Genomic DNA, 23,651 nt, shown 5'->3' with positions numbered 1-23,651 from the left:
GTTTTTGCGATGCGTTTTAGTGTGCTCGCCAGCGGAAGTACAGGCAATTCCATATATATAGAAACAGATGGTTATGCATTCCTCGTGGACGCCGGTTTAAGTGCGAAGCGGATGGAGCAGCAAATGGAGAGCATTGGCCGTTCAATGAAAGAAGTGAATGGCATCTTTGTGACCCATGAGCATAGCGACCATATTAAAGGGATCGGCGTGCTGGCTCGCCGGTATGGCATGCCAATTTACGCAAACCGTAAAACATGGGCGGCCATGGATGGATTGGTCGGAGACATTCCGACTGAGCAGCGATTCCATTTTGACATGGAGAGTGTTCAATCATTCGGCTCGCTCGATGTGCAATCATTCGCGGTCTCGCATGATGCGGCAGATCCGATGTTTTACGTCTTTCATGAAAATGACCGGAAGCTTGCATTGATTACGGACACAGGATATGTAAGCGACCGGATGAAGGGCCATATCCACGGAGCAGACGCTTTTGTCTTTGAAAGCAACCACGATGTAAGCATGCTCCAAATGGGACGTTATCCATGGTCGGTCAAGCGCCGGATACTAAGCGATGTAGGTCACGTCTCCAACGAAGATGCGGCGGTTGCCATGAGCGAAGTGGCAGCGTTAAAAGAGACGAGGATTTATTTGTCCCATTTAAGTAAAGATAACAATATGAAAGACCTGGCACGAATGAGCGTTTCGCAGACACTGCAAACATGCGGTATCGTGACAGGCGAATATGTTCATCTGTTCGATACGGACGCTGAGAAGCCGACGGAGCTCGTGACAGTATAGATCGAGAGCACTTTAACAGAGGCGTAAATGCGGCTGTTGGAGTGCTTTTTTCTTTGGCCGAGGAGAAAATGAGAAGCGGCATTTTTAATTTTAAAGATTAAGGGTAAAGTGAGTGTATCTGTCTAAGAAAGGGAGAGGCCAATGGACGAATTCAATCAAGGATCCCGGGAAGAGGAAAAACCGATAATCGAAGAAAGAAAAGAGGAACCATACCGTCAGTATCAGCGCCCTTCGAAACGGCGGAGCGGCTTTTTGCCTGCACTGTTTGGCGCCATTGTAGGCGGACTGATTGTATGGCTTGTCGTCTATTCGATGAATGGCAAGCAGGATCAGGCGGCGCTTGTGAAACATGAAGAAACGGGACAGAACAATTTACAAAGCGAGCGCGTATCTGTCGACATCAATACGGATATAACAGGTATTGTGAATGATGTGGCGGACGCGGTCGTCGGTATTACGAATTTACAGACTGTACGAGATTTCTGGTCCTCTTCCGAAACGACGAGAGAAATAGGGACAGGCTCCGGCGTCCTTTATAAAAAGGAAGGAGGCAAGGCATATATCGTAACAAATCATCATGTCGTAGAGGGCTCACAAGGACTTGAGGTCACATTCGATGACGGAACAAAAGTAGACGGGAAGCTGATCGGCAGTGATGTATGGACCGATTTGGCAGTCGTTGAAATCGATGCGAGTCATGTAGATACAGTAATCGAATTTGGCGATTCAGATGCATTGAAACGCGGAGAGACCGTGATGGCGATCGGCAATCCGCTCGGTTTAGGCTTTGCCGGATCGGTAACAGTCGGTGTCGTATCCGGAAAGGACCGTTCCATTCCGATCGACCTGGACAAAAACGGAACAATCGATTGGCAGGCGGACGTTCTCCAAACCGATGCAGCCATCAATCCAGGAAACTCCGGCGGCGCGCTTATCAATCTGGCAGGCCAGCTAGTCGGCATTAACTCCATGAAAATTACCCAAGAGACTGTAGAAGGGATCGGATTGGCGATTCCGATCAATGTAGCGGTGCCAGTCATTGAGAATTTGGAGAAGACGGGAACGGTCAATCGTCCGACGATGGGCGTCAGCTTGCTGAACCTTCGTGATATCCCTTCGACACAACAACGAGATGTCTTGCGGATGCCAAAAGACATTACGGACGGCGTGGTCGTGACGGAAGTATTCCGGAATACGCCAGCCGAAGCGGCAGGCGTTCAAAAATACGATGTCATTGTCGAGATGGACGGGGAGAGAATCGAAGACATGGTCGGCTTGCGCAAGCATTTATATAACGAGAAACAAGTCGGCGACGCGATGAAGATGAAAGTATACCGAGAGGGCAAGTTAGTGGAAATTGAAATGGTACTTCGGGACGGAAACACGTTCTAATGTTACACTCATTACAAGAGACGTAACGAAAGCTTATCCACAACAGGCAGGGAAGCTGAAACATCGGCTATTCCTGCCTATTTTTTTAGCCGTTTTTCAACAATGTGGATAGTTTACTGATTTTGTGCATAACTATGTGTAAAATAAAGAAGAGCGAAAGGATGAGACAAATGAAAATTTATAGTTGCGAAACACATATAAATCAAGCACTCGACGTATTTGTTGCGCAGGAGGAAACATTTCCGATCATGGAAAAGGTGCAAGAGAACGAAAAGTTATCCACAAAATGCGAGTACTGTGACACACCCGCTTCCTATCTTGTGGCGAACGAATAATCGGGCACAAGATGTAGATAAGTTCTGTGGATATGTGCATAAGTATTGTGAATAACTTTTTGAAAAGGGTGGACAACCTGTGAATATTACAATTGTGTCAGTAGGAAAACTAAAAGAAAAATATTTAAAAATGGGAATCGACGAATACGCCAAACGGCTCGGAGCCTACGCCAAAATTGACCTCGTCGAAGTCGCCGACGAAAAAGCACCCGAATCCCTAAGCGACGCCGACATGGAAATCGTCAAGAAAAAGGAAGCCGACCGGATTTTAGCTAAAATCGGGGCGGATGCCTATGTCATTGCACTTGCAATTGAAGGGAAGATGAAAACGAGCGAAGAGCTAGCAGCAGGACTCGAGTCGTTAATGACCTACGGCCGGAGCAAAGTCGTGTTTGTCATTGGCGGATCTTTAGGATTACATAGCGATGTATTGAAACGGGCGGATGAATTGCTGTCGTTTTCGAAGATGACCTTTCCGCATCAGTTAATGAAGCTGGTGCTGTTGGAGCAGGTGTATCGTGGGTTTCGGATTATGCGGGGGGAACCTTATCATAAGTAAGTGAGGTTACATAATAAAAAGTGCGGAGTTTATAAAATATCCGCACTTTTTATTATGGTAGACAGCTTATACGAGCAACTATACCCAATTCTTTACATGTAGAAATAAAGGAAGAAAGTAACCACAATATCTGAATAATTTGGTTGGGACAAGAATTACCTTGCTTAAGGTTAATTAGTCCTTTTTCTAAACTGCTCTTAGATAGGAAATTTACCACGATATAAATTTCTTTAATAGAGTTTGGTGAATTAATTGTCTTAATGAAGAGATCCCCACCTTTTTCGACTGAATCACCAACTCTTTTTAACGATATATTAGTATCCTTAATATTGTTCTTCCATCTTGATAGCTTACGTTGCAAATCCGTAGTTGACGTATTCATATTACCTATATTTTTAAGTGCTTGTCCAAGAACTACTTGAAAATCGGATGCGGAAAGCTGAGAACTCCCATTCTTTGCATGATAAAAACATATACTTTCTAAATTTTTTATAGATATAAAATCTGCAAATTCATTTCCTAAATCATCACAGAATAAGTAATCTACATCTGTTGCAAGTGTGTTTTCAATAAAAAAGAAGAGTGAATTTGAGTCAAAGGATGTAGAAGTAGATGTGTAATTTCCCTTCTCAGAAGTAATTGAATTTAATGAATCATAGGGCTCTAGAACGTTTAAAAAGATATCTAGACTCCCTAATAGTTTTGTATCTCTAAACAACTTTTTGTTAGTGTACACATACTCTATATCTGAGAAAGTTACTATAAAATTTTGGTGCTTGTTAATATATTCCACAAGATTCATATCTTTAGATTGGTATTTAAGGATAATATTTTTTAATTTGTGGGAGCTTATAGTCAATGATGTTTTATTTTTCCTGAGTTTTAGGTTTTTATCTAAAGTGTTTTTAATTTTTTGATAACTAGACCGTGAAGATTCTAATTCTAAATCGCAATAAGAATTGAAATTTTCCAGGTATTTATGAAGATCTATGTGTATTTCTTTTTGGTTAAAGGAATAAACAACGTCTTCTATCAGTCCCTTTTCAAAATCATCTATCAATTCGTTAAAAAGGAACAAAATTGAAGCAGGTTTTAATCCTTGCAAAATCTCGTGGCTGTTTACCGGCAAAGCAAAGTTATCTAGATAGGATTCTGATAATTCAAATGACTCAACCCTGTCAACAACTTCAATAGACCATTTAAAGTACTCTTCTATAGAAACTTTTTTACCTAACCGGTTAATTTTTGAGGTATTTAATGCCAAGGAGATTCTACTATTATTATCCTTTATACGTATATTATTTATAATATATTTACTAGAATAAATAGATGAAAATGAGGTACGTAAATCGTTTGCTTCCATATTTCTTTTTCTTATAGAATTACTATTAATATCCATGTTTAACATGGACAACTTCTCAAAGGATGAGCTATCACTTAGAAATAAACGTGAGATTGTCGTATAATCGACGTCTGTAATAAAGTCTTTTAGTAATGTGTTAAGACCACTTATATTTTTTTTATTTATTATTAACATGTTTGAGTATTGAATCAATAATAAATAAGCATATTTTATTTCTTCTTCACTTCCCGTTTCATCTAAGAAATTAGGTTTTCCTTTATATTTAAATATACAAAGAGAATATAAAATATCTTTATTATTAATTGAATAGGGCTCATTAACTATTTTTGTTGGACGCCCAAATTTTCCCTTTGAAATATTTATAAATAATTTGTTAATAAATGTATTTGAAAGGCGCGTATTTATGTGATAGAAATATGCAGTTTCTCCTAAAGATAGTCTTTCGATCATTTGTAATCTCCTTAACTTCTCTCAGTATATTTTAGTAATATAAATATTTTAACACTTTAGGTGAGGTAACAACAAGTTTAGTAAAATAGTAGCATTTTGTTTTTTAGAGATTTAATGATGGGTTTGTAAGGCATCATCAACATTGCTCCCAGTATTTTTGAATCGATGTTTTTGAGAGCTTACATCTTGCTCATTTGGCTTCATTGGCTCTAAATTAGAACTTTAAAACGCATTTTAATCAAACTGATTTCGAATAACGGTTAAAACTACCCCAACTCTCTCGAGCAGCAAACTGCGGGTAAATGGAGATAAAATTAACGATGATTGGAGCGTCATCTAGATAGGGATGAAGATTGAAGAAAAATCGATCCCCATATCGAATGGCGGTTAAGGCAAGGGGCAATTCGCGACGGAATACTTCATTACGTATGGCTGAGGTGGAAAGGCTAGGGTATGCTCCATCAATAAAAACGAAAACGTTGTAGTACAAACTATGCCCATTTGTTTTCCATTCACCTAATACTTCATCTCTCATGTTCGGGTTCACTTTATCCCAAGCATAGTGGGTTCCAATTGTTAAAAACAGTTCTCCTGTGAAATCAGAGTGAGTTAATGTGTACAATCGAGGAATAACTGGGCCTGCAGCCGTTACGCCATTCCTGAATTCAACAGATAACTTGGAGGGGTTAAACTTATTCATGCGATTCACGCCAATCTTGTTTTTATTATACATATGCAGCATTGCTAGTTGGCGCTATACTTGCAATTGCTATGAATTCCAAGGCTTTCTTGCAGGAGGAGTGATCAGCCCATATTAGCTTAACCATCGTAGGGCTATATGATGAAGCGGGGAAATTGATACTTGATTTAGCATTTAACAATCTGGGATTAAAGCGAGTTTTTGCGGAATATGATATGAGGAATGGTACTCAAAGGAAGAGGCATTAGATGAACAAATCTAATGCCTTATTTTTATGATGATCAAAGAAAGAATTCTATTTAATCATGCCTTCCTTTTTAACATCCAGTTTCCGATAGACAAGCGCCAGTATCATCGCTGGGATGGTAGAAGCAATCATGCCGATAAAGGCATATCGAGGCTCGATTTCGTATAAGAAGCCGCCGAAAATCGTAAATATAGCAGTGCTCCAGCTAAGAGCGAGTGCTGAATAAACGCCTTGTGCTTTCGGAATTTGGACAGGTGAAATGTGCTTTATTAAGTATTTCATAAACGCATAATGCGCCATAGCAAACGAGAACGCATGCAACGTTTGAGCGATCGAGAAAACAATGACGTTCGGAAACGCGAACAGTAAGATCCATCGTAAGGTAGAACCTAGTGCTGCTATTGCTAGCAACGACCCTACTGAAAATTTATTAAATCTGCGGTCTGCGTTGGCAAAAAAGATGATTTCCGCCAACACGGAAATGTTAATAATAACACCGATTAAATATTTAGGTGCATGGATTTCTTGCAAAAAGAGATAGCCATAATTGTAATAAGACGCATGAGCTGCTTGCAGTAGAATGACGGTACTAAGTACCAAACCGAAGTGTTTGATACGGAATAATTTTAATATGCCTCCTTTTTGTTCCAGATCTACTGGTGGTTTTGTAGCTAGAATGTCAGGAGCACGTAGAAAACCAAGACTAACGAATACGACGATGCCAAGTAAAAACGCCCATAAAATCACGTGATCTCCAAGCATCGCTGTGAAAATAGAAAGAATTATGCCGGCTAATATGAAACCAATGGAGCCCCATTGACGGCTTTTCCCGTAATCTCGTAGTTGGTTACTTTGTACGAGAAGGCCAGCAGCACTGTCCAGAGCAGGCATCATGGCTGGATAAAGAAATTGGAATGCTAACGTGACGATAAGCAAACTGCTAAAGGAACTGGATGGAATGTAAAACAGAATAGCAATCAGTGTACCAATTCCTGCTCCATGTAATAAAGCTTTACTACTGAATTTCCCTGATAAATAAGGGAAAGCAACTAAAGTGGAAAGGCCTCTTGCAATGAGCCCAAAGCTCATGATTAAGCTCGCTTGGGGAACTGTAAGCCCTTTGGCATGAGTCAGCCACCCCGTCCAATAAGGCAGAAAAACGCCCCATGTTATAAAAAAACAAAAAAACTGCATACTCATCCAACGATGTGTGTTCATGTTATTCCCTCCGATGATTGCATGGTATCATGGAATGACGAGGGAATAATATGAGATATCTCATGTTTTGAGGTGGAAGATGGAAATCTATCAAGGCGAGAAAAAACAATTGTACATGAGGAAGCATTCTATTTTACATTTATTCTCTATTCCCGTTGAAGAGATGATGGAGGTACACGAGTATCAACGGGATGAGTGGATTATCCAAGAGGGATCGAGATCCGATTTCTTATTTTATGTGATTGAGGGGAAGGGCAAGATTTATGTCACTCACCACAATGGGAAAGTTTCGTTACTAAATTTTATTAATGCCAATGATTACATTGGAGAAATGGAATTATTAAATGAGGTGTACTATACAAAAGGAATTCAAGCGTTAACAAAGACCATTTGTTTTGCTCTACCCATTCGTCATTGTCGGACAGAATTGATGGGAGATGCAAAATTCCTCCGTGAATTAGCCAAGTTTCTAAGTGTGAAAGCAACACTTATGGCGACGAGGTATTCTCATAGTCTGGCCTTTCCACTTGAAAACCGGCTTGCCGATTTTATTTTACAAACGGCTGACGAAGGGATTTATAAGGAGAAACATGTAACCGTTTGTGATTATTTAGGGGTATCCTACCGTCACTTATTGCATGTGTTATCCCAGTTCTGCGATAAGGGATACTTGCAAAAGGATGGAAGGTATTATCAAATAACAAAATCCCATTCCTTATATGAACTTGCAGACGTGCTGAGGAATAAATAGCTTTGATTTGATGGCTTTCATTTTATTTAAAGAAAGCTTTCATTTATGGATAGTAAGGAAACGATACATTTCATAAGGGGAAATTATTATGCCAATATCAATTCAACAAATCTACAAAGAAAATTATCCGGCAGGAAAAAAAGTAATGTTTCGATATACGTCAGAGAGATACTATGATGTGGTTTTCGATGAAATAGACAAAGGGTGGACATTCACCTTGCGGGAAGAAACCTTTGAGCAGCCATTTGTGAAAGAGATGGAAGAGGAGCTATTTGAGGATTATAAAGAAGGCTCTGAAGTCTATCTGGCAGAAGTGGAAGGAGCGGAGGCAGGGGTTATGGTGATTCAGGAAATGGACTGGAATCAAACAGTGCTCATTCACGATTTATATGTCGATGCCGCGTTCCAACAGCAGGGGGTTGGAAGAAAATTAATGAATACAGCTAAAAACCGGGCAGTTGAATTAGGGGTTCGCTCCGTTGTGTTGGAAACGCAGACCTCTAATTACCCTGCGATCCAATTTTATTTGAAGAACGGTTTTCGGGTTGTCGGCTTCAATACGATTTCTTACACCAATGAGGATGTTGCCAAAAAAGAAGTGCGCCTAGAAATGGCGTATCAAGTGAATTCCTAAGAGGAGACCAACCACTATGTTTACTTTCTTCGGGAGAAATAAATTAGTAAAAGATGATTTAAAACAAATTTCGAAGTTAATGTTCCAGGATGTTTCAGAAGATGCTTGGGATCAAGAGAATTTGACGAAAAGAAACCTGGACTATTCGGTTGAGAGCATCCGAATCATTGATATGTATGTGGAAAGATTAAGGGGAACGGATCTTTTAGACAAACACTTTGATAATTTTGTTGTTCGGATCGGAGCGTATGTGGGTGAAGTGATTCGGACTAATAATCATCAGGATTTTGACTGGTATGAATTTCAGTCCGTATCCACATATTCTTCTGTCCTTCATGGAATGGATCAATCTAAAGAGCCGTACACCCTCCTGTATTCCAAAAAGGAGGATGCAGCCGTATTGCCCTTGTGGGAAGCGGCACAGATGTTGAGAGGGATTTCGACGTATCCGAATTTCCTTGCATATGTAGAAAAGATGAGGAGCATAAGCTAATAGTTTTCTGTTCAAGACAGAAAAAAGTTCCCTCAAGCGATTGTACTTGAGGGAGTAATCGACTTGCAGCGAACTATGGATTCGGTCAGTACTTTTTACAAACTCTCTTCTCAAACCAGCCATACGCCACTTCTGCGTCAATTAACTCGTTAGTCGGAGAGACCAAGAAAATGACGAACGATCCGCTTTCTGGAAAGATGTATTTTCCATCTTCATCAGCCGTTAATGTGCTCTGAGGTGGAACGATCCGTTTGAACGCGTTGACGCCTCTCTTCGGCAGGCCTACTATTTCTCCAAAGGCCAGCCGTACTTTCGGCATAGGTAGCGGATGGATTGCCGTATTGGCTGGAGTTACTTTTTTGGAATTCATCCGGTTTGGCAGCGGGCCGGGATTGAACCAAATTAATGCTTCAATGGGTTGGTCGGAATGGTTTGTAATGGTGAAGGCATTGACAAATAGATCTACGTTGGAATCGGATGGATTGAGGAGGCCGCCCCATGCATTTTTTCCTTCTCCCAAACGGATTGTTTCAGTTTGTCCCACAAAATAGCGTCCCTTTAATGATTGATATAAGGGATTCGGGATGCTGACCACTTTCGGAAAATCTTGTTTTGACATCATGTCACTCCTTTTTTATCAGAGTATGCAAAGCAGTAAGGAGTGCTTGGACAATTAGTTAGGAGTGTCGTTTTCGAATAAATTTCTAAGAATAATTGCTCGCCCTGTCCCATATAACCATAGAAACAAATCAGTGAAGGATGGTGGCTTGGGGCATATATGGGTGATCGGGTTCATGTCGACTTGTTTGGGAATTGGTTTAGGCGGCGGGCTTGCATCGTTCATTCATCGCTTCAAGCGTAGCATTGGTACGGTGTATGCGGTTTGTACGGGCCTGCTTCTTGGATTGGTCAGCATCGAGATTGTCCCGGAAGCGATAGAACTGGGAAATTGGATTATCTTTTCAGTTGGTTTTAGCGTAGGGGTTCTTCTATTTACATGGATGCATCGTTGCCTTCCGAGCCATTCCCGAAAGGATCATGGAAGGAACACCGGAATCTTTCTCGCTTTAGTCATTTCTCTGCATAATTTCCCGATGGGGGTCGTTCTGGGGACGAGTGAGCACACGGATGTGGGCGTTGCTCTGTGGCAAGCGATGCTGCTGCATAATATTCCGGAGGGTATGGTTTTATTTACCCCGCTCTGCATCGCCGGTCTCCGCTTCTTTTCACTCTGCATACTCTCCGTATTCATTGCCTTGCCAGTCGCCGCAGGGGCATATATTGGCCAGCTGATCGGTGCGCAGCATCATGTGGTTTGGGCGTTTCTCATCAGCTTGACTGTCGGCACAATATATATGATTACGATGAAGGAAATTCTCCCGGAATCTATTCGGCGATCCTCCCCTATGTATACTGTTGTCATTGCCTGCGTTGCGTTTGGGTTTATGGCTTGGTATCTATCGTTTTTGAAATGAATGAAAGACATTCACCTCTGTCTGTTGTGTTCTACATCAAACATTTTGTACTATTAGAGTAGAAGCTGAATACATAGAGGAGTGGGAATGATTATGAGAACACGTACTAAAGCATGTAGTTTGTTGTTTAGTTTGTTAGCAATCGTTTTTGTATTGACAGGCTGTGGCACATCTAAGGAAAAGGAAGATACGACAAAGGATGCAAGTGAGGCAAAAGATTATCCGGCAGATGTGAAGGAAAATCCGATTGTGACCATTACGATGAGCAACGACGAAAAGATTGTGATTGAACTGGAGCCTGCAGTTGCTCCGAATACGGTAGCCAATTTTATTTCATTAATTCAAGACGGCTTTTACGACGGTCTCATTTTTCATCGCGTCATTCCTGGCTTTATGATTCAAGGGGGAGACCCTGCTGGAAACGGATCGGGCGGGCCCGACTATTCAATTGCTGGGGAATTTACGAATAATGGATTTGAGAATGAGTTGAAACATGAGCGAGGCGTCATCTCGATGGCACGAACGATGGAACCCGATACGGCAGGTTCCCAATTCTTTATTATGGTGGAAGATGCACCAAGCCTGGATGGAGAGTATGCTGCGTTCGGAAAAGTGTTGGAAGGCATGGAAACTGTAGATGCAATCGTTGCTGCGGAACGTGATGCAAACGACAAGCCGCTGGAAGATCAACAAATAAAGACAATTGAAGTGGATACGAAGGGCTATGATTATCCAGCACCTGACGTGCTAAAATAAAATCGATCGAGCGCGAGCATCTGCTCAATACATGATACAAGAATTGATTAGCCCGAATAAAACACAGGCAAGCGGAAAAACAACTCCGTTTGCCTTTTTTATTGAAAGTCCGTAAGTGTCTTCATCGGTAAAATCTTTTCAAAATGTTTCCCGTGAAACAAAAACTTTTTTGCGGATAAGGGGTCTAATGTATAAGTGGGGAAGTCGGGGGTGGGAAATTGACAGAGATGGAACTTGCAAAGCAAGCGATCCGTGGGGATGATGAAGCCTTTTTGCAGTTGATGTTTTTGCATCAGGAGGCGCTTTATCGGACAGCGCTCGCTTATTTGAAAAGTGAGGAGGAAGCATTGGAAGCCGTCCAGGAAGTGACGTTTCGTGCCTATGAGAAAATCAGCACGCTGCGCATGCCAGAGTATGTGAAGACGTGGCTCATTCGGATTATGATGAATTACTGCCATGATGTTATCCAAAAGAAGAAACGCTTTGTCTCCGACGAAGATGTTATAGAAGGAAAAGGAATCAGTGACGATTTCACCTATCTGGAAGTAGAAGAGGCCTTGAACCATCTATCCGAGAAGGATCGCCAATTGGTCCATATGAAGTATTTGCACGATATTAAAATCAAAGATATAGCGGATATGACAATGACGCCGGAAGGCACCGTAAAAACGAGATTGTATAAGGCGATAAAATCGCTGCGGTCATTTTTTGAAGAGAGGGGAGAGGAACGCCGTGCATGAGGATGAAAAGAACTTGGAAAAGTGGAAGGAAGCCATTGAGAAACAAGAAATTCCGAAGGCTTCGCTTGAAAATGCCATCTTGAAAGGATTTCAGGGGGCGAAAGAGAAGCGAGCGAAACAAATGGTTCGGAAACGAGGGCTATGGACCATTGTGGCGGCGGCTGTCTTGATGCTAACATTTATCACTTCCATACGCGTCTCCCCGGTATTTGCGAATGCGATCGCTTCAATTCCCGGTATGTCTGTCATTGTTGATATGATTCAAGACAATAAAGGCTTGCAGATGGCAATAGAAAATGAACATTATCAGGCCATAGGGGTAAGCGGAGAATCTAAAAGTTTTAAAGTGACACTTGAAGGACTTATAACGGATGAAAATGGTTTGATAATATTTTCATCCGCAGCACAGAAAAATTCAAATCAAATACAATTTAGCAGCGTTCGAGTGTTAGATCAGAATGGTGTCCCAATTTCTAAAAATGGCTCTTACAGCTTCAATTATCCGGAATTAACTCATACAGCAGAACTCGAATTTGAAACAAAGATACCAACTGACGAACTACTAATTGAATATACTTTTTCTAAAGATGAAGAAGAGGCAAGCGAAACGATACAAATACCTTTCAAAATTGAGTTAAAGCCCATTAAGAAAGAACAGTATATTATCAACGAAACGGTAGAAGTGAAGGGACAGAAAATCCACATACGGTCCATTACCATCGGTTCGCTCAAAACAGCAATTGAAGTGGAGTATGATGCCGAGAATACAATGAAAATTTTTGGCTTTGAAGATTTGCGCCTGGAGGATGAAAAAGGGGAAGTCTGGACTTCCATTCAAAATGGAGTAACCGCAAGAGGATCGGATAATCCCAACGTGATGACCTACTACTTGCAAAGTAACTATTTTAGACAAACGGATCATCTGACCTTGAAGTTTAACAAGCTGATGGCGATGGATCGGGAGGATGCTTTTATTATCATCGATACGGATAAAAAGGAGATTATCCGTCAGCCGAAGGATAAAAGATTTAGCAATCTTGCAGTCAATGGAAGGCTTGTTACGATTGAATTACAGCGTGAGGCAGGGTATCACCATGATCCTTTCTCAGAATATATGGACGCCAAAGGAAAAAAGCTCACTAGCGTAACGGGAACTTTTTCTTATACGGATGACGACAACATTAAACTTGGGTTTGAGATGCCAAACGAAGCCTACACAAATCCACTACGGCTTCCATTGACCTATTATCCTTCCTACATAACGGGCGATATAAGCATTCAAATCAAATAATCTCATGAAAAAAGACAAGAAGGATATCACACATCCTTCTTGTCTTTTGCAATTTCATTTACTTGCTGAGTTTCCTTGTTCGTCACATCCAAAATATCGAGCAGGAAGACGAAAACAGGGATTCCGATGATTAGTCCCCAGACGCCGAAGAAGTTTTGGGAAAAAATAAGCACGACGAATGTGTAGAAGACAGGCAGATCGGTTTTGGACGACATGAGCTTTGGATTCAAAATGTACGCTTCAATCGCATGGATCACCATAACCGCAATGATCAAATAAATGACTGTCAGGACGCCGCCGATGGTAAAGCCGATAATCGTTAAAGGAATTAAGGAAATGATGACTCCGGCGACGGGGATGAGCCCGAGGAAGAAAATCATGATCGCCAATCCGACGATTTGCGGGTAACCTAGAACCGTCAAAATAATGACGGACAAAAATGTATTGACGAGCGCAATGATGAACTGTGCTTCGATTACTTTTCCGAATGTCCGGGAAAACTTTTTCCCGAAGAATTCGATTTCGTAATAGAAGGGTGCGATTTTACTATGCTTGAATTTATTCGTAAACTCGATCAGACGCGGTTTTTCCAGCAGGAAGAACAAGCTTAAGATCAATGCAATCATCACTTGAATACTGATTTTACTAATATCCGAGAAATACTTCACGACAAATGAGAACCCATTGGCGATATACGAATTAATCTTATCGATGGAAATAAAGGCTTCCAGATTACTGAGCAGCGGATGCCCTTGCGCGTGCGTAAAGAAAAACGTGATTTGCGTGACCAACTGACTAATTTCAAACGAAATGAGCGGAAAATATTTTAGTATGGCCACGGTCAGCAAGCCGACGATAAATGTATAAATTAGAATGACAATCAGTTTATGATTCAGTCGGACACGGGCGGCCGTAAATTCGACGAGCCGGTTCAATAGAAATGTGAAAATGAAAGTCAGCAAAATGAGATTCATCATACTTCGAACACTGTAGAGCAGTATGATGATCATGATGAAAATGACGAAGCGCTTTACTTCTTTTTTTCGAAATAGCTCAATGATCGCATCCATAGTTATGTATATCCCTCGTATCTCATAGTAATTTTCCATCTATGACACTGTTAGGTCGTATCGTGGCGCTTTAATTAAAAACGCCTCACCTATCGTACTTTCATTTTACGCCTATAAGTTACTAGCTATACAAACAAACGATCATTTGCCGCGGCCTTCTCCGTATAGGAATCAATTAATGTTCGATGAAATGGCAGCGTATTATGCTGACGCCGCTCCTACCTGATGCCAAGTGTATTGGTTTCTACTTTTCATTATAAGATATAACGACTTACAGAGGAAATATGCTCCCTCAGCATAGGAAAGAATAAAACGGAACCCAATTACCGTGCAAAAAGGAATTGGGTTCCGTCATCATATCGACTTTCTAGATTTACTTTTGTTGTGACGATAGCCAGCCTAAAGCCACACTCGCATGCAGAGCCGCTCCGTATTTAAAGATATCCTCGTTTTGCTTCATCCGAGGGTTATGAACCGGCGCTTCGCCTTCTTTGCCTGTCCCTAATATGACAAATGCAGAAGGGACAGCTTGAGAAATGTACGAGAAATCTTCAGAGCCGCTGAGAACCCCTAGATCCACCAGGTTTTCTGTTCCTACCACTTGCTCCAGGAACGGAGTGATAGCGTCCACGAACTCGGGGTCATTGTATGTTGTCGGCGTATGGAATTCCGTCGTGCTGTATTCACCGCGCCATGCTTTGACGACATGGTCGATCATTTCTGGAATGCGTACACAGAGGTGATCACGCGTCTTCTGATCATAGCTCCGCATATTGCCGCTAAGCACTGCCTTGTCCGGAATGACATTCGTCACAGTGCCGCCGCTCATGGAACCGACGGAGAACGTCACGCTTTGGCTCGGATCGGCTTCACGGGTCATCAATAGATTCAAGCTTGTATAAAGTTGATTCATGATCATATTCGCATCAATCGTCTTATGCGGCTGCGAGCTGTGTCCGCCGTAGCCTTGGATATCGACAATATACGTATCCATTGCTTGTGATAATGTTCCTTTGGTAACCGACAGTGTGCCGGCTTCCTGATCGGGCATGATGTGAATGCCGAATGCCGCATCCACTTTCGGATTTTCCAATGCTCCGTCATCGATCATTAGTTTCGAACCGTAGCCCCATTCTTCGCCGGGCTGGAAAAATAATTTGACCGTTCCTTGTAGTTCAGCCTCGTGGTTTTTCAGCAGCTGGGCCGCTCCGAGCAACATGGCCACGTGGGAGTCGTGACCGCAAGCGTGCATCCGGCCATCCACTGCGGATTTAAATTCCGACTCCACTTCCTCATGAATCGGCAACGCGTCCATGTCCGCACGGAGAAGAATGCAAGGGGAACCTTGTCCAATCGTTGCGACGACGCCCGTACATTGATCCTGTTCTGCAAAACCGGCTCTTGCATATTTCTTTCGTACTTCAGGCGGCACTTTCCCGCACTGCTTATAGGCGATGCCCATTTCATCTAGCCGTTGCTGGATATACTTTTGGGTATTCGGCAAATCAAATCCGATCTCAGGATGCTGATGTAAATAGCGGCGATCCTGAATGATTTGTTCTTCGTATGCCTTCGATTCTTCAAATAGATTGATCATGTCGACATCCCCTTATTTTTAGCTAATTCAATGAGCTAGTGATAGTAATTCGTTTGATTGGAGCCGCAACCGTTACGCTGGCCCGAGTCCGATATAATTCGCAATGATGATTAATATAAAAGCAGCGAAATGCAGAAGCAGGAAGAGCTTCAATGAAAACTTCACCCAGTCGGCGTAATTAACATTGGACATGCCGAGTGCTGCCATCAATCCGCCTGACGTCGGCCATAAGTAGTTCGTGAACCCGTCTCCGAATTGATATACAACGACCATTACCTGCTGATTGATGCCGAGGATTTTCCCTAGTGGCCCCATGATCGGCATTAAAATCATCGCCTTGCCGCTGCCCGAAACGACAAAGAAATTGAAGAAGATGACGACGATGAAAAGGACGAGCAATGTAATGATAGATCCTGTATTGCTTAGTAATCCCGACAAAGAATGGACGGCCGTGTCGATGATTCGTGCCTGATCCATCAAAATCATGACAGAGCGGGCAAACCCAATCGCAAGCCCTGTTGGAAGGAGCCTTGCCGCCCCTGTTCCGAATGTTTCAGCCGCTTCACTCGGATTCAAACGCAAGATGATGACGAGGAAAACCGCATAGATGGCATACACAGCAGACAGTTCCGGCATGCCCCAGCCAAGCTTGATGGCGCCAAATGCACTGCCGACAAGCACAGCGACTAATCCGAGCAGGGCAAGCTTTCTGGACCAAGTGAATTCTTCTTCTTCATACTCGGCAGTTTTCGTATTTTCCAGTTGTGCTTTATATTCCTCAAAAACAATACTCTTCGTAGGATCTGCTTTGGTTTTATTCGCATAGCGCAAAATGTAAATGACTGAGATAGCTAGGAAAACGATCAATGAAATGATCCGGAAACCAAGACCAGAGTAGATCGGCAAACCGACAATCGATTGACTGACGCCCGTCGTATAAAAATTGACGACGCCCGCAGTGAACCCGATCGCTAGACCGATAGTGGACGTAGCGAATGCAGTAATCCGGTCATAGCCCATTCCCATAACGACAGCCATCGCTAACGGGATGAACGGAATGCCGCCTTCACCAAATCCAATTGTCCCCATAATGGTAAACAGCGTGAGTAAGGCAAAGATGATCAGCTTTTCTTTTCCGCCGGCAATGCGCAGCAATTTATGAATACCGGCTGCGATCGCTCCGGATTTTTCAAGGATGTAGAGCGCGCCGCTCGCAAATAGCAACATGACGATAATGTCAGCGGACTGGACGACCCCTTTATGCAAGGCGGCGAAAAAGTCCATGAAGCCGATCGGTTTTTCGGTATCGACATAGTTGAACACTTCTGTATTCAATTTCGTGATCCCTGTTTCAGGGTCAACCACACGTTCATATTGGCCGCTTGGCACGATCCAGGAAAGCGCCACGACTAACAACATAACGAGTAGAAACATAATATAAACGTGCGGGAAATTGATCCCCTTTGGTTTCTCTTTCTTTGACATGTCATTTCCTCCCGATTCCTCAGTCTATATGTTTTACAATCCTGCTAATCCCTTAAATAGTTCTACTCCCGTTTCAATCAGTTCATCCCTGAAGTCATATTCATGCGTATGGACATGTGGATAGTCTTCGCCGTTGCCAATAAAGCAATAAGCACCTTTCGTCAGCTTCGTAAAATGGCCATAGTCTTCGGAACCGCGGAACGCTTCTTCCAATTCAAGCAATGCCATTCCTTTATCCGTTGCCGCTTGGCGCATTTTGTCTGCGCTTTCTTTATGGTTCGCTGTTTCTGGGAACTCATCATTATACGAGAAGCTGACACGCAAGCCGTACTGCTCCGCTTGTTCCTTCGCAAACGTTTCCAAGTTCTCTTGGAGTTGATCCAGTTCCTCTTCGTACAGAGCACGGATCGTCATGCGAAGGTCGCCTTTTGAAGCGGCAATGCCGAATGCCTTCTCGCCAACATCAATTTGAACAATCGTGCAAAGGACAAGGCCTTTGTTTTTATCTTCCGCAATGAACTTCGGAATTTCATTCACAATCGCTGCAATGGCGAACGAAGGATTGATCCCTGTTTCAGGCTGGCTGGCATGGGCCGGTGTGCCCTCCATATGGATCGTCATGCCTTTGGATGCGCAAAATTGAGTGCCGTCCTTCAGAGCGACTGTTTTGTAAGGAAGACCGCTCATATTGTGATAGGCGAAAATCTCATCAATTTGGTGATCCTTGATGAGGTCAACGCATTGAATCGCTCCGTCACCGGTTTCTTCAGCTGGCTGGAAAAGAAAGAAGATGTTTTTATCCGCACCTAATTGATCTACCTCGAGCGCAAACCCTGCAAGTGTCGCAGAGTGGCCGTCATGACCGCACTTATGCGCTTTGCCCGGGAATTTGGATGCCCACGGCACATCGATCACCTCGTCCATTGGCAGGGCATCAAAATCAGCACGGAACGCAATATTCGGTTTATCTTCTCCTGCACGATAGATGGCATAAAACCAAGTACCTTTATCAATAATTTCAAGATTGGATGTATGCGTTTGCAAAAAATCTATTAAATGCTGCTTTGTCCAGACTTCTTCGTTAGACAGCTCAGGATGTTGGTGTAGTTCATGTCTTAGGTTGACTGCTAATTTATAATTTTGACTATTCAAGTTATAACATCCCCTATGATGATTTATATTTCACAAGAGAAAAACGCCCTTGCGATGTATATTGTATATTGTACATTATATTTCTTGATTTTCAATAAAAAAATCGTTTCTGAAAAATGGTTTTTATTAGTTGATGAAAAACGCAATGGGACAAGTTTCGATAAGCCGAAAGAGGAAAAGAAAAGCAAGCATCCAAGTGGCTTGGAGCTTGCTAGTAAGGGGTTTATTACATATTACAACGGGATGATTTCAGCTTTTTCAACATTCCAATGGACGTCTTTCATGAACTGTTCCAACTCGGCTGTTTTACCTGCTCTGAACAGTTCGACCATTTTTCTATGCTCATGATTCGTCTCGGTGAGTCGTTGCTTCGTAAACTCTGGTTCTCCTAATCCATCCATATTTTTTAAAAACTTTCGCTCCAGCTGAAGCAGCAAATCCACGAGGCTGCGATTTGGGCAAAGCGATAAATATACGTGATGGAATGCTTCCTGCATTTTTTGGTACATTGAGAAATTCTCCGTATTGATCGCCAAATCGATACTCTGAATATAGAATTCCATTTCTTTATAATGTTTCTCGGTGAGAAAGGGGGCTGCTAAGGAACAAGCTAAGCCATCCAAGGCGCCAATGATAAAGAAAGTTTCCTTCGCTTCTTCCTTCGTCAGCTTCTTAATAATAAAACCTTTCCTCGGGACATTCTCCAGCAAACCATCCGCCGAAAGCTGGATCAATGCCTCGCGTACTGGTGTCCTGCTTACTTTTAAGCTTTCACTGATGGCACTTTCATTCACTTTGCTTCCGGCGATCAGTTCACCGTTATTGATCTGCTCAACAATATAGTTGTAGACATGATCCGTTAATAACAAGTATTTATTCATCTCAGGCAACCTCCAACTTCCATGTGAGTCTAAAATTATGTACAAGTTCAAAATATCTTTAGAAATCGTCTGCCCAAAAGTCGATTTTGGGTAGTTTGACAAATATTTGAGCGATAAGCTGTTTATTACAATGTACTATAGTTATATAAAGAATAAAACAATAAACAAATGAAAGGCTTGCTTGGCACCGATATGAAATCTCATACGACACTGGAGATTCTAGGCATGGTTAAATGGCACAGTTTGAAAAGATTCTTCATACGATAAGGAGATGAATGCGAAGGAGGATCAGCGTGCAACAAATGGATTATTACCAAGGATATGATTATGCGCAGCAGCAAGCTTATCAGAGATCCTTACAATTAATGGCTGAGGCAGTCCAGGGTGAGCGAGAAGACCAGTTGTTTTATGATTATTTGATTTCCAAAGCGCCGAATGCGGAACAAAAGGATATCATTACATCGATTCGAAATGATGAAATCCGGCATAATCAATTATACCGTCAAATGTATCAGCAGCTGACGGGGCAAGAAGTACCCATGGCGCCAGAGGAGGAGTTCGTCCCGCCCGCGTCCTATATTGACGGAATTAAAAAGGCGTTATTCGGCGAATTAAAGGCAATGGAAAAGTACCGTATTATACGGGCGGGTCTACCATATCGCGAATATCGTGATGTCGTATTTGAAATTTTAACCGATGAATTAAAACATGCCACGCTGTACAATTTCTTGTTTACAGAGAATAGAACAAGTTCCCCAGCACCGGCTCAACAACCACAGACACCAGACGAATGGGTCATGTATACGAATTATTTGGTGCAAGAAGGGCTGGAGGACGTAAGAAGAGGGGTTCCGGCCACTCATATCCTTCAAGAATTCATCCTCATGGGAGTCCTCGTCGGGCAGGGCTATACACCTGAAGTGGCCTATCAAACTGTAGAGGAATGGGAACGTACTGGACAATCGAAATTGCTGCAACAAAGCAAAAATAGGATGAACTGATTTTTGAATTCCGGGTACAATATGGAGTATCTTGCATGGTACGTAAGATACTCCTTCTACTATCCCGGCTGACAATAGAAGAGGAGGACTGTTATGGCTTGTGTACATGAGTTCGGTATTTTTCTGGATGAGGACAAGCTAAAAGAGTATATCGAATATGATCCAAAGCGGTATCATGGCATGACAGTCGATGACGATATAATGAGTGAACTGCTTGAATCATTAGCCGGTATGAAAACGTATTTTCATTCGTACGACCGGCCGGAATATGGACTGGCCTATTGTGGCATTACTTTGATTCCAGAGGAGTCATTGGCTGTATTCCGTGAAGTTGTTGTGAGTTCGGATGAATTTCTTCAATCAGACGAGCTTCAGGCACTTGCCGCTTTGATTGACAAGGCAGCCCGTGAACGGAAAGACTTAATTCATTTCGGTATATAATGATATGACAAAATGGGAAGGAGTCGAAGGACTATGGGAAAAGTACTCCCTTTTTTAATGTTTCAAGAAGGCAAGGCAGAGGAGGCGATGACGTTTTATACATCGCTAGTGAAGAATTCGCAAATCGTGCGCATGGCCCGCTACGGGGCGGAGGGGCCAGGGGATGAAGGTACGGTGATGCAAGCTGTGTTTTCCTTGAATGGACAGGAGTTCATGTGCATTGACAGCCATGTGAAACATCAGTTCACGTTCACTCCTTCATTTTCCATCTACATCACTTGCGACACGGAGGAAGAGCTCGTCCATCTCTATGAAAATCTGCTTGAAGGCGGACAAGCACTCATGCCGCTGGACAACTACGGTTTCAGCAAAAAGTTCGGCTGGGTAAACGACCGATTTGGCGTTTCGTGGCAGTTGGATTTGTTGCATTGATTTTGGTCAGCGGACATAGCCAACCCATTCTTATCATGGGATTGTGGCAGTCATTTATTACCGGGAATCAAAGGATTTCCGGTTTTTTCGTTGTGCTCAATGCGCGTCTAGGTATGTTCGTTTATGCGTGTAGCTAAAACGGTCTCAATTAGCCCGTGATGGTTTGTCGTTACCACCGATTTGAATCAGTTCGAGCACTCATGATGGATTCCTATACACTTCTACTACTATGAGAGAGTATAAAAATCTTATATATGTTTTATGGATTGACATGGAGTTGACTCCATCTTTTACAGTAGAAGATAGAAAGATGGGAGGGGTTCTATTTGGCAATTGCAGTGTATGGAATCATTGGGGTATACGGCGTGTTGACGTGTACGGCAGGCGTACAAAAGTGGAAAGAACAAGGATTTCAGGTACGGGTAGCTTTCTTTATTGCAGTATCTCTCGGTATTCTCACAACGTTATTCATTTCCAGTAAAGGGGTGGTACTATGGATGCTACTTGTGGAATTCGGGTTATTGCATATACTGGCCTTGGCAGAAGGAATGGGGAATGGAAGAATTCGATACGGTCATCATCTCTTTCGATTGTTCTTTCACTGCGTTCTTCTTTTTATGGTCTACCAATTTGTACAATAGGCAGGTGAGACAATGAAAATCGGCGAATTTGCAGCTTGTACAGGCTGCAGCAAGGACACGATTCGGTACTATGAAAAAATGGGTTTATTGCAGCCGAAGATAGTAAACAAACAACGAGATTATGATGCGGAGCATGTTGAATTGCTGGATGCGATCCGGAAATTAAAACAAGCAGGCTTTACGCTTCAGGAAATCAAACTGTTATTTGAATGGTTAGGTAACTTGGAACACGATTCCCGTTTGACAGAGGAAGAAATCCAAAATCTCCAGCAGGTCAGGGCGTTATTTCAACAAAAGCAGGCGTACATGGTCCAAAGGGAAAAAGAGATCCAGCAGATTCAACAAGTCTTGCTCCGTGCGGATCGAAAAATGGAACAGCTATTGGAAAAGAATAAGCAAGTCTAGTGGGTTGCAAGCCTGCCTTTCAGCCAATCACTGATATAATAGAGGGAGTGTCACAAGAGCAAGAATCTCTTTTGATACTCCTTTTTACTATGAATTTCTAACCTATTAGGGAGTTGGATTATATGAATAAGAAAGATATTGCAGATATTCGAAAACATTTTAAGTTAGGCACGGATTTGTTGACGATCCGGGACATTTACAATGTATACATCAAACAGGAGAGCAACGAAATTTACCATGAGGCGAGCCAAGCTTTCTCCTTGCTCGATCGGGAGCAGCAGGAATTGTTTTTAACGAACTTTAAAAAAGTGCTCGGTGGGAAGCTGGATGAAAAGCTGTTCGAAGTGAAGTTCAAGCGGGTGGAAGAAGAACGGGAGGATCATACCCAAACCATACTCTATGAAGCACTTCAAGTCGATGACGTGGCGGATTGGAAAGAAGGGATGCTGCAAATCGCCAAGAAGATGGTGCAGGATGTCCAATATGATAAAGACATTGTTATCACCTTTATAAGAGGAAGTTATTTTAAGCCGACAAAGCGGCAGCCGGATGAGACGGAGGCCGATGTGCGGGACGAAGTATATACGACGCCTTTTATTCTGTGCAGCATGAATCAAACCGAGCAGCCGAAACGGTCTCTTGTTTTTGATTTTGTCGGGAAAGAATTCAAATCAAGCTTTATGGCCGACCCGATTATCAATTTGACATCTCCAATCGGAGGCTTTCTGTTCCCGACCTTTACGAACAACGCAGCAGACGTCAATCACATTTTGTATGCGGCAGGAAAAGCGAATAAGCCGAATTACCATTTCATTGAAAGCGTACTGGACGGCGAGGAAATCATGACAGCCCAGGAAGATAAGGCGGTCTTTGAAGAGATTGTGAAAGAAGTGATCGGGCATGAGGTAAATACGCGCACCCTTGCCAATCTGTACGATGAAATCAACCGGATGGTGGAAGTAGACGAAGAAGAGGAAGAACTCGAGAACATTCCGACATTGGACACGAGAGAGCTGGAACGCGTGTTAAAAGTGAGTGGCGTAGAAGACGTCGACTCGGATAAAGTGGAACGGGCATTCCTTACCGTAATTGATGACGAATCGTACGAACTGAAAGCAACCCATATTGTACCGAAATACACATCCAAGTCCATTAAGATCGAAACAAAAGTAGCCAATATCTCTATCAGTCCACAAGACTTAAAATACGTGAAACAAGTGACAGTCGGCGGCAAGCGCTGCCTGTTGATTGAGGTGGAGGAAGATACGATTATTGATGGGTTTACGATTATACCGGAAGAGTTGTTGAAGTAAGGACCGTTGTTTAACTGACGTTGGTATCGTT

Annotated in this window: 26 protein-coding genes; 17 read left to right on the top strand and 9 right to left on the bottom strand. The window is 42.6% G+C overall.

All coding sequences use genetic code 11. The features are described 5' to 3' along the window. Nucleotides 1-9 precede the first annotated feature (9 nt). The 4 genes from L7D49_RS05375 to rlmH all read left to right on the top strand — a co-directional run bounded on the left by L7D49_RS05375 (nt 10) and on the right by rlmH (nt 3,084). Complete coding sequence (locus L7D49_RS05375; protein ID WP_238079796.1) at nt 10-798, top strand: MBL fold metallo-hydrolase; 789 nt, start codon at nt 10-12, stop codon at nt 796-798. Nucleotides 799-939: 141 nt separating this feature from the next. Further along, nucleotides 940-2,190 (top strand): S1C family serine protease, encoded by a 1,251-nt coding sequence (locus L7D49_RS05370; RefSeq protein WP_238079795.1) that lies wholly within the window; start codon nt 940-942, stop codon nt 2,188-2,190. A gap of 170 nt (nt 2,191-2,360) precedes the next feature. After that, the gene (locus L7D49_RS05365) at nt 2,361-2,525 is read left to right on the top strand and encodes a CxxH/CxxC protein (protein ID WP_238079794.1); all 165 of its coding nucleotides are present in this window, start codon (nt 2,361-2,363) and stop codon (nt 2,523-2,525) included. Nucleotides 2,526-2,604: 79 nt separating this feature from the next. After that, a complete protein-coding gene (gene rlmH / locus L7D49_RS05360; protein ID WP_207959592.1) occupies nt 2,605-3,084 on the top strand; it encodes a 23S rRNA (pseudouridine(1915)-N(3))-methyltransferase RlmH in 480 nt (159 codons plus the stop codon). Between the two features lie 52 nt (nt 3,085-3,136). On the opposite strand, the gene L7D49_RS05355 is transcribed toward rlmH, so the two are convergent. The 3 genes from L7D49_RS05355 to L7D49_RS05345 form a co-directional block, all read right to left on the bottom strand. Beyond that, nucleotides 3,137-4,897, bottom strand: a complete 1,761-nt coding sequence (locus tag L7D49_RS05355; RefSeq protein WP_238079793.1) for a hypothetical protein — start codon at nt 4,895-4,897, stop codon at nt 3,137-3,139. 238 nt (nt 4,898-5,135) lie between these two features. After that, nucleotides 5,136-5,597, bottom strand: coding sequence for a staygreen family protein (locus L7D49_RS05350; protein WP_238079792.1), 462 nt, complete (start codon nt 5,595-5,597; stop codon nt 5,136-5,138). Nucleotides 5,598-5,892: 295 nt separating this feature from the next. After that, nucleotides 5,893-7,062 (bottom strand): MFS transporter, encoded by a 1,170-nt coding sequence (locus L7D49_RS05345; protein WP_238079791.1) that lies wholly within the window; start codon nt 7,060-7,062, stop codon nt 5,893-5,895. A gap of 79 nt (nt 7,063-7,141) precedes the next feature. Here L7D49_RS05345 and yeiL point away from each other — a divergent pair, with 79 nt between their 5' ends. From yeiL to L7D49_RS05330, 3 genes are all read left to right on the top strand, one after another. Then, entirely contained in the window at nt 7,142-7,813 is a 672-nt protein-coding gene (yeiL, locus tag L7D49_RS05340; RefSeq protein WP_238079790.1) for a transcriptional regulator YeiL, read from the top strand. 88 nt (nt 7,814-7,901) lie between these two features. After that, nucleotides 7,902-8,447 carry a GNAT family N-acetyltransferase gene (locus tag L7D49_RS05335; RefSeq protein ID WP_238079789.1) on the top strand — a complete coding sequence of 182 codons (546 nt, stop codon included), beginning with the start codon at nt 7,902-7,904 and terminating at the stop codon, nt 8,445-8,447. 16 nt (nt 8,448-8,463) lie between these two features. Continuing rightward, entirely contained in the window at nt 8,464-8,940 is a 477-nt protein-coding gene (locus L7D49_RS05330) for a hypothetical protein (RefSeq protein ID WP_238079788.1), read from the top strand. 85 nt (nt 8,941-9,025) lie between these two features. Here the strand turns inward: L7D49_RS05330 and L7D49_RS05325 are convergent, their stop codons facing one another. Continuing rightward, nucleotides 9,026-9,559, bottom strand: coding sequence for a DUF6143 family protein (locus L7D49_RS05325; RefSeq protein WP_238079787.1), 534 nt, complete (start codon nt 9,557-9,559; stop codon nt 9,026-9,028). Nucleotides 9,560-9,707: 148 nt separating this feature from the next. Between L7D49_RS05325 and L7D49_RS05320 the strand changes: the two genes are divergently transcribed. The 4 genes from L7D49_RS05320 to L7D49_RS05305 all read left to right on the top strand — a co-directional run bounded on the left by L7D49_RS05320 (nt 9,708) and on the right by L7D49_RS05305 (nt 13,202). Further along, nucleotides 9,708-10,415 (top strand): ZIP family metal transporter, encoded by a 708-nt coding sequence (locus tag L7D49_RS05320; protein WP_238079786.1) that lies wholly within the window; start codon nt 9,708-9,710, stop codon nt 10,413-10,415. A gap of 93 nt (nt 10,416-10,508) precedes the next feature. After that, nucleotides 10,509-11,171 carry a peptidylprolyl isomerase gene (locus tag L7D49_RS05315; protein ID WP_238079785.1) on the top strand — a complete coding sequence of 221 codons (663 nt, stop codon included), beginning with the start codon at nt 10,509-10,511 and terminating at the stop codon, nt 11,169-11,171. Between the two features lie 227 nt (nt 11,172-11,398). Next, on the top strand, nt 11,399-11,911 hold the full coding sequence (locus L7D49_RS05310; protein ID WP_238079835.1) for a sigma-70 family RNA polymerase sigma factor: 513 nt from the start codon (nt 11,399-11,401) through the stop codon (nt 11,909-11,911). A 13-nt stretch (nt 11,912-11,924) separates the two neighbouring features. Then, nucleotides 11,925-13,202 carry a DUF4179 domain-containing protein gene (locus L7D49_RS05305; RefSeq protein ID WP_238079784.1) on the top strand — a complete coding sequence of 426 codons (1,278 nt, stop codon included), beginning with the start codon at nt 11,925-11,927 and terminating at the stop codon, nt 13,200-13,202. 26 nt (nt 13,203-13,228) lie between these two features. Here the strand turns inward: L7D49_RS05305 and L7D49_RS05300 are convergent, their stop codons facing one another. From L7D49_RS05300 to L7D49_RS05280, 5 genes are all read right to left on the bottom strand, one after another. Further along, complete coding sequence (locus L7D49_RS05300) at nt 13,229-14,272, bottom strand: AI-2E family transporter (protein ID WP_238079783.1); 1,044 nt, start codon at nt 14,270-14,272, stop codon at nt 13,229-13,231. Nucleotides 14,273-14,645: 373 nt separating this feature from the next. After that, nucleotides 14,646-15,869, bottom strand: coding sequence for a M20 metallopeptidase family protein (locus L7D49_RS05295; RefSeq protein WP_238079782.1), 1,224 nt, complete (start codon nt 15,867-15,869; stop codon nt 14,646-14,648). Between the two features lie 72 nt (nt 15,870-15,941). Further along, the gene (locus L7D49_RS05290; RefSeq protein WP_238079781.1) at nt 15,942-17,354 is read right to left on the bottom strand and encodes a YfcC family protein; all 1,413 of its coding nucleotides are present in this window, start codon (nt 17,352-17,354) and stop codon (nt 15,942-15,944) included. A gap of 33 nt (nt 17,355-17,387) precedes the next feature. Continuing rightward, nucleotides 17,388-18,506, bottom strand: coding sequence for a M20 metallopeptidase family protein (locus L7D49_RS05285; RefSeq protein ID WP_238079780.1), 1,119 nt, complete (start codon nt 18,504-18,506; stop codon nt 17,388-17,390). Nucleotides 18,507-18,739: 233 nt separating this feature from the next. Further along, nucleotides 18,740-19,387: a GntR family transcriptional regulator gene (locus L7D49_RS05280; RefSeq protein ID WP_238079779.1), complete on the bottom strand. Its 648-nt coding sequence runs from the start codon at nt 19,385-19,387 to the stop codon at nt 18,740-18,742. Nucleotides 19,388-19,680: 293 nt separating this feature from the next. Here L7D49_RS05280 and L7D49_RS05275 point away from each other — a divergent pair, with 293 nt between their 5' ends. The 6 genes from L7D49_RS05275 (at nt 19,681) to L7D49_RS05250 (ending at nt 23,620) form a co-directional block, all read left to right on the top strand. Further along, a complete protein-coding gene (locus L7D49_RS05275; RefSeq protein WP_238079778.1) occupies nt 19,681-20,388 on the top strand; it encodes a ferritin-like domain-containing protein in 708 nt (235 codons plus the stop codon). Nucleotides 20,389-20,481: 93 nt separating this feature from the next. Next, entirely contained in the window at nt 20,482-20,829 is a 348-nt protein-coding gene (locus L7D49_RS05270; protein ID WP_238079777.1) for a short-chain dehydrogenase, read from the top strand. Nucleotides 20,830-20,862: 33 nt separating this feature from the next. After that, nucleotides 20,863-21,261 carry a VOC family protein gene (locus tag L7D49_RS05265; RefSeq protein ID WP_238079776.1) on the top strand — a complete coding sequence of 133 codons (399 nt, stop codon included), beginning with the start codon at nt 20,863-20,865 and terminating at the stop codon, nt 21,259-21,261. A gap of 326 nt (nt 21,262-21,587) precedes the next feature. Next, entirely contained in the window at nt 21,588-21,902 is a 315-nt protein-coding gene (locus tag L7D49_RS05260) for a hypothetical protein (protein ID WP_238079775.1), read from the top strand. A gap of 12 nt (nt 21,903-21,914) precedes the next feature. Next, nucleotides 21,915-22,307: a helix-turn-helix domain-containing protein gene (locus tag L7D49_RS05255; RefSeq protein ID WP_238079774.1), complete on the top strand. Its 393-nt coding sequence runs from the start codon at nt 21,915-21,917 to the stop codon at nt 22,305-22,307. A 122-nt stretch (nt 22,308-22,429) separates the two neighbouring features. After that, entirely contained in the window at nt 22,430-23,620 is a 1,191-nt protein-coding gene (locus L7D49_RS05250) for a DUF4317 domain-containing protein (RefSeq protein WP_238079773.1), read from the top strand. The last annotated feature ends 31 nt before the right edge of the window (nt 23,621-23,651 follow it).

The sequence above is a fragment of the Sporosarcina cyprini genome, from assembly GCF_022048975.1.
In the GTDB taxonomy this organism is placed as follows: domain Bacteria; phylum Bacillota; class Bacilli; order Bacillales_A; family Planococcaceae; genus Sporosarcina; species Sporosarcina cyprini.
Note: the sequence above shows the minus strand (reverse complement) of the source record. Positions and strands in the feature narration are given on the sequence as shown.

Coding starts and splice junctions, on each gene's coding strand:
- L7D49_RS05270 (WP_238079777.1), top strand. CDS start 20,482: ATGGCTTGTGTACATGAGTTCGGTATTTTTCTGGATGAGGACAAGCTA.
- L7D49_RS05250 (WP_238079773.1), top strand. CDS start 22,430: ATGAATAAGAAAGATATTGCAGATATTCGAAAACATTTTAAGTTAGGC.
- L7D49_RS05300 (WP_238079783.1), bottom strand. CDS start 14,272: ATGGATGCGATCATTGAGCTATTTCGAAAAAAAGAAGTAAAGCGCTTC.
- L7D49_RS05265 (WP_238079776.1), top strand. CDS start 20,863: ATGGGAAAAGTACTCCCTTTTTTAATGTTTCAAGAAGGCAAGGCAGAG.
- L7D49_RS05255 (WP_238079774.1), top strand. CDS start 21,915: ATGAAAATCGGCGAATTTGCAGCTTGTACAGGCTGCAGCAAGGACACG.
- L7D49_RS05280 (WP_238079779.1), bottom strand. CDS start 19,387: ATGAATAAATACTTGTTATTAACGGATCATGTCTACAACTATATTGTT.
- L7D49_RS05290 (WP_238079781.1), bottom strand. CDS start 17,354: ATGTCAAAGAAAGAGAAACCAAAGGGGATCAATTTCCCGCACGTTTAT.
- L7D49_RS05350 (WP_238079792.1), bottom strand. CDS start 5,597: ATGAATAAGTTTAACCCCTCCAAGTTATCTGTTGAATTCAGGAATGGC.
- L7D49_RS05315 (WP_238079785.1), top strand. CDS start 10,509: ATGAGAACACGTACTAAAGCATGTAGTTTGTTGTTTAGTTTGTTAGCA.
- L7D49_RS05325 (WP_238079787.1), bottom strand. CDS start 9,559: ATGTCAAAACAAGATTTTCCGAAAGTGGTCAGCATCCCGAATCCCTTA.
- L7D49_RS05295 (WP_238079782.1), bottom strand. CDS start 15,869: ATGATCAATCTATTTGAAGAATCGAAGGCATACGAAGAACAAATCATT.
- yeiL (WP_238079790.1), top strand. CDS start 7,142: ATGGAAATCTATCAAGGCGAGAAAAAACAATTGTACATGAGGAAGCAT.
- L7D49_RS05345 (WP_238079791.1), bottom strand. CDS start 7,062: ATGAACACACATCGTTGGATGAGTATGCAGTTTTTTTGTTTTTTTATA.
- L7D49_RS05370 (WP_238079795.1), top strand. CDS start 940: ATGGACGAATTCAATCAAGGATCCCGGGAAGAGGAAAAACCGATAATC.
- L7D49_RS05365 (WP_238079794.1), top strand. CDS start 2,361: ATGAAAATTTATAGTTGCGAAACACATATAAATCAAGCACTCGACGTA.
- L7D49_RS05335 (WP_238079789.1), top strand. CDS start 7,902: ATGCCAATATCAATTCAACAAATCTACAAAGAAAATTATCCGGCAGGA.
- L7D49_RS05355 (WP_238079793.1), bottom strand. CDS start 4,897: ATGATCGAAAGACTATCTTTAGGAGAAACTGCATATTTCTATCACATA.
- L7D49_RS05330 (WP_238079788.1), top strand. CDS start 8,464: ATGTTTACTTTCTTCGGGAGAAATAAATTAGTAAAAGATGATTTAAAA.
- L7D49_RS05375 (WP_238079796.1), top strand. CDS start 10: ATGCGTTTTAGTGTGCTCGCCAGCGGAAGTACAGGCAATTCCATATAT.
- L7D49_RS05310 (WP_238079835.1), top strand. CDS start 11,399: ATGGAACTTGCAAAGCAAGCGATCCGTGGGGATGATGAAGCCTTTTTG.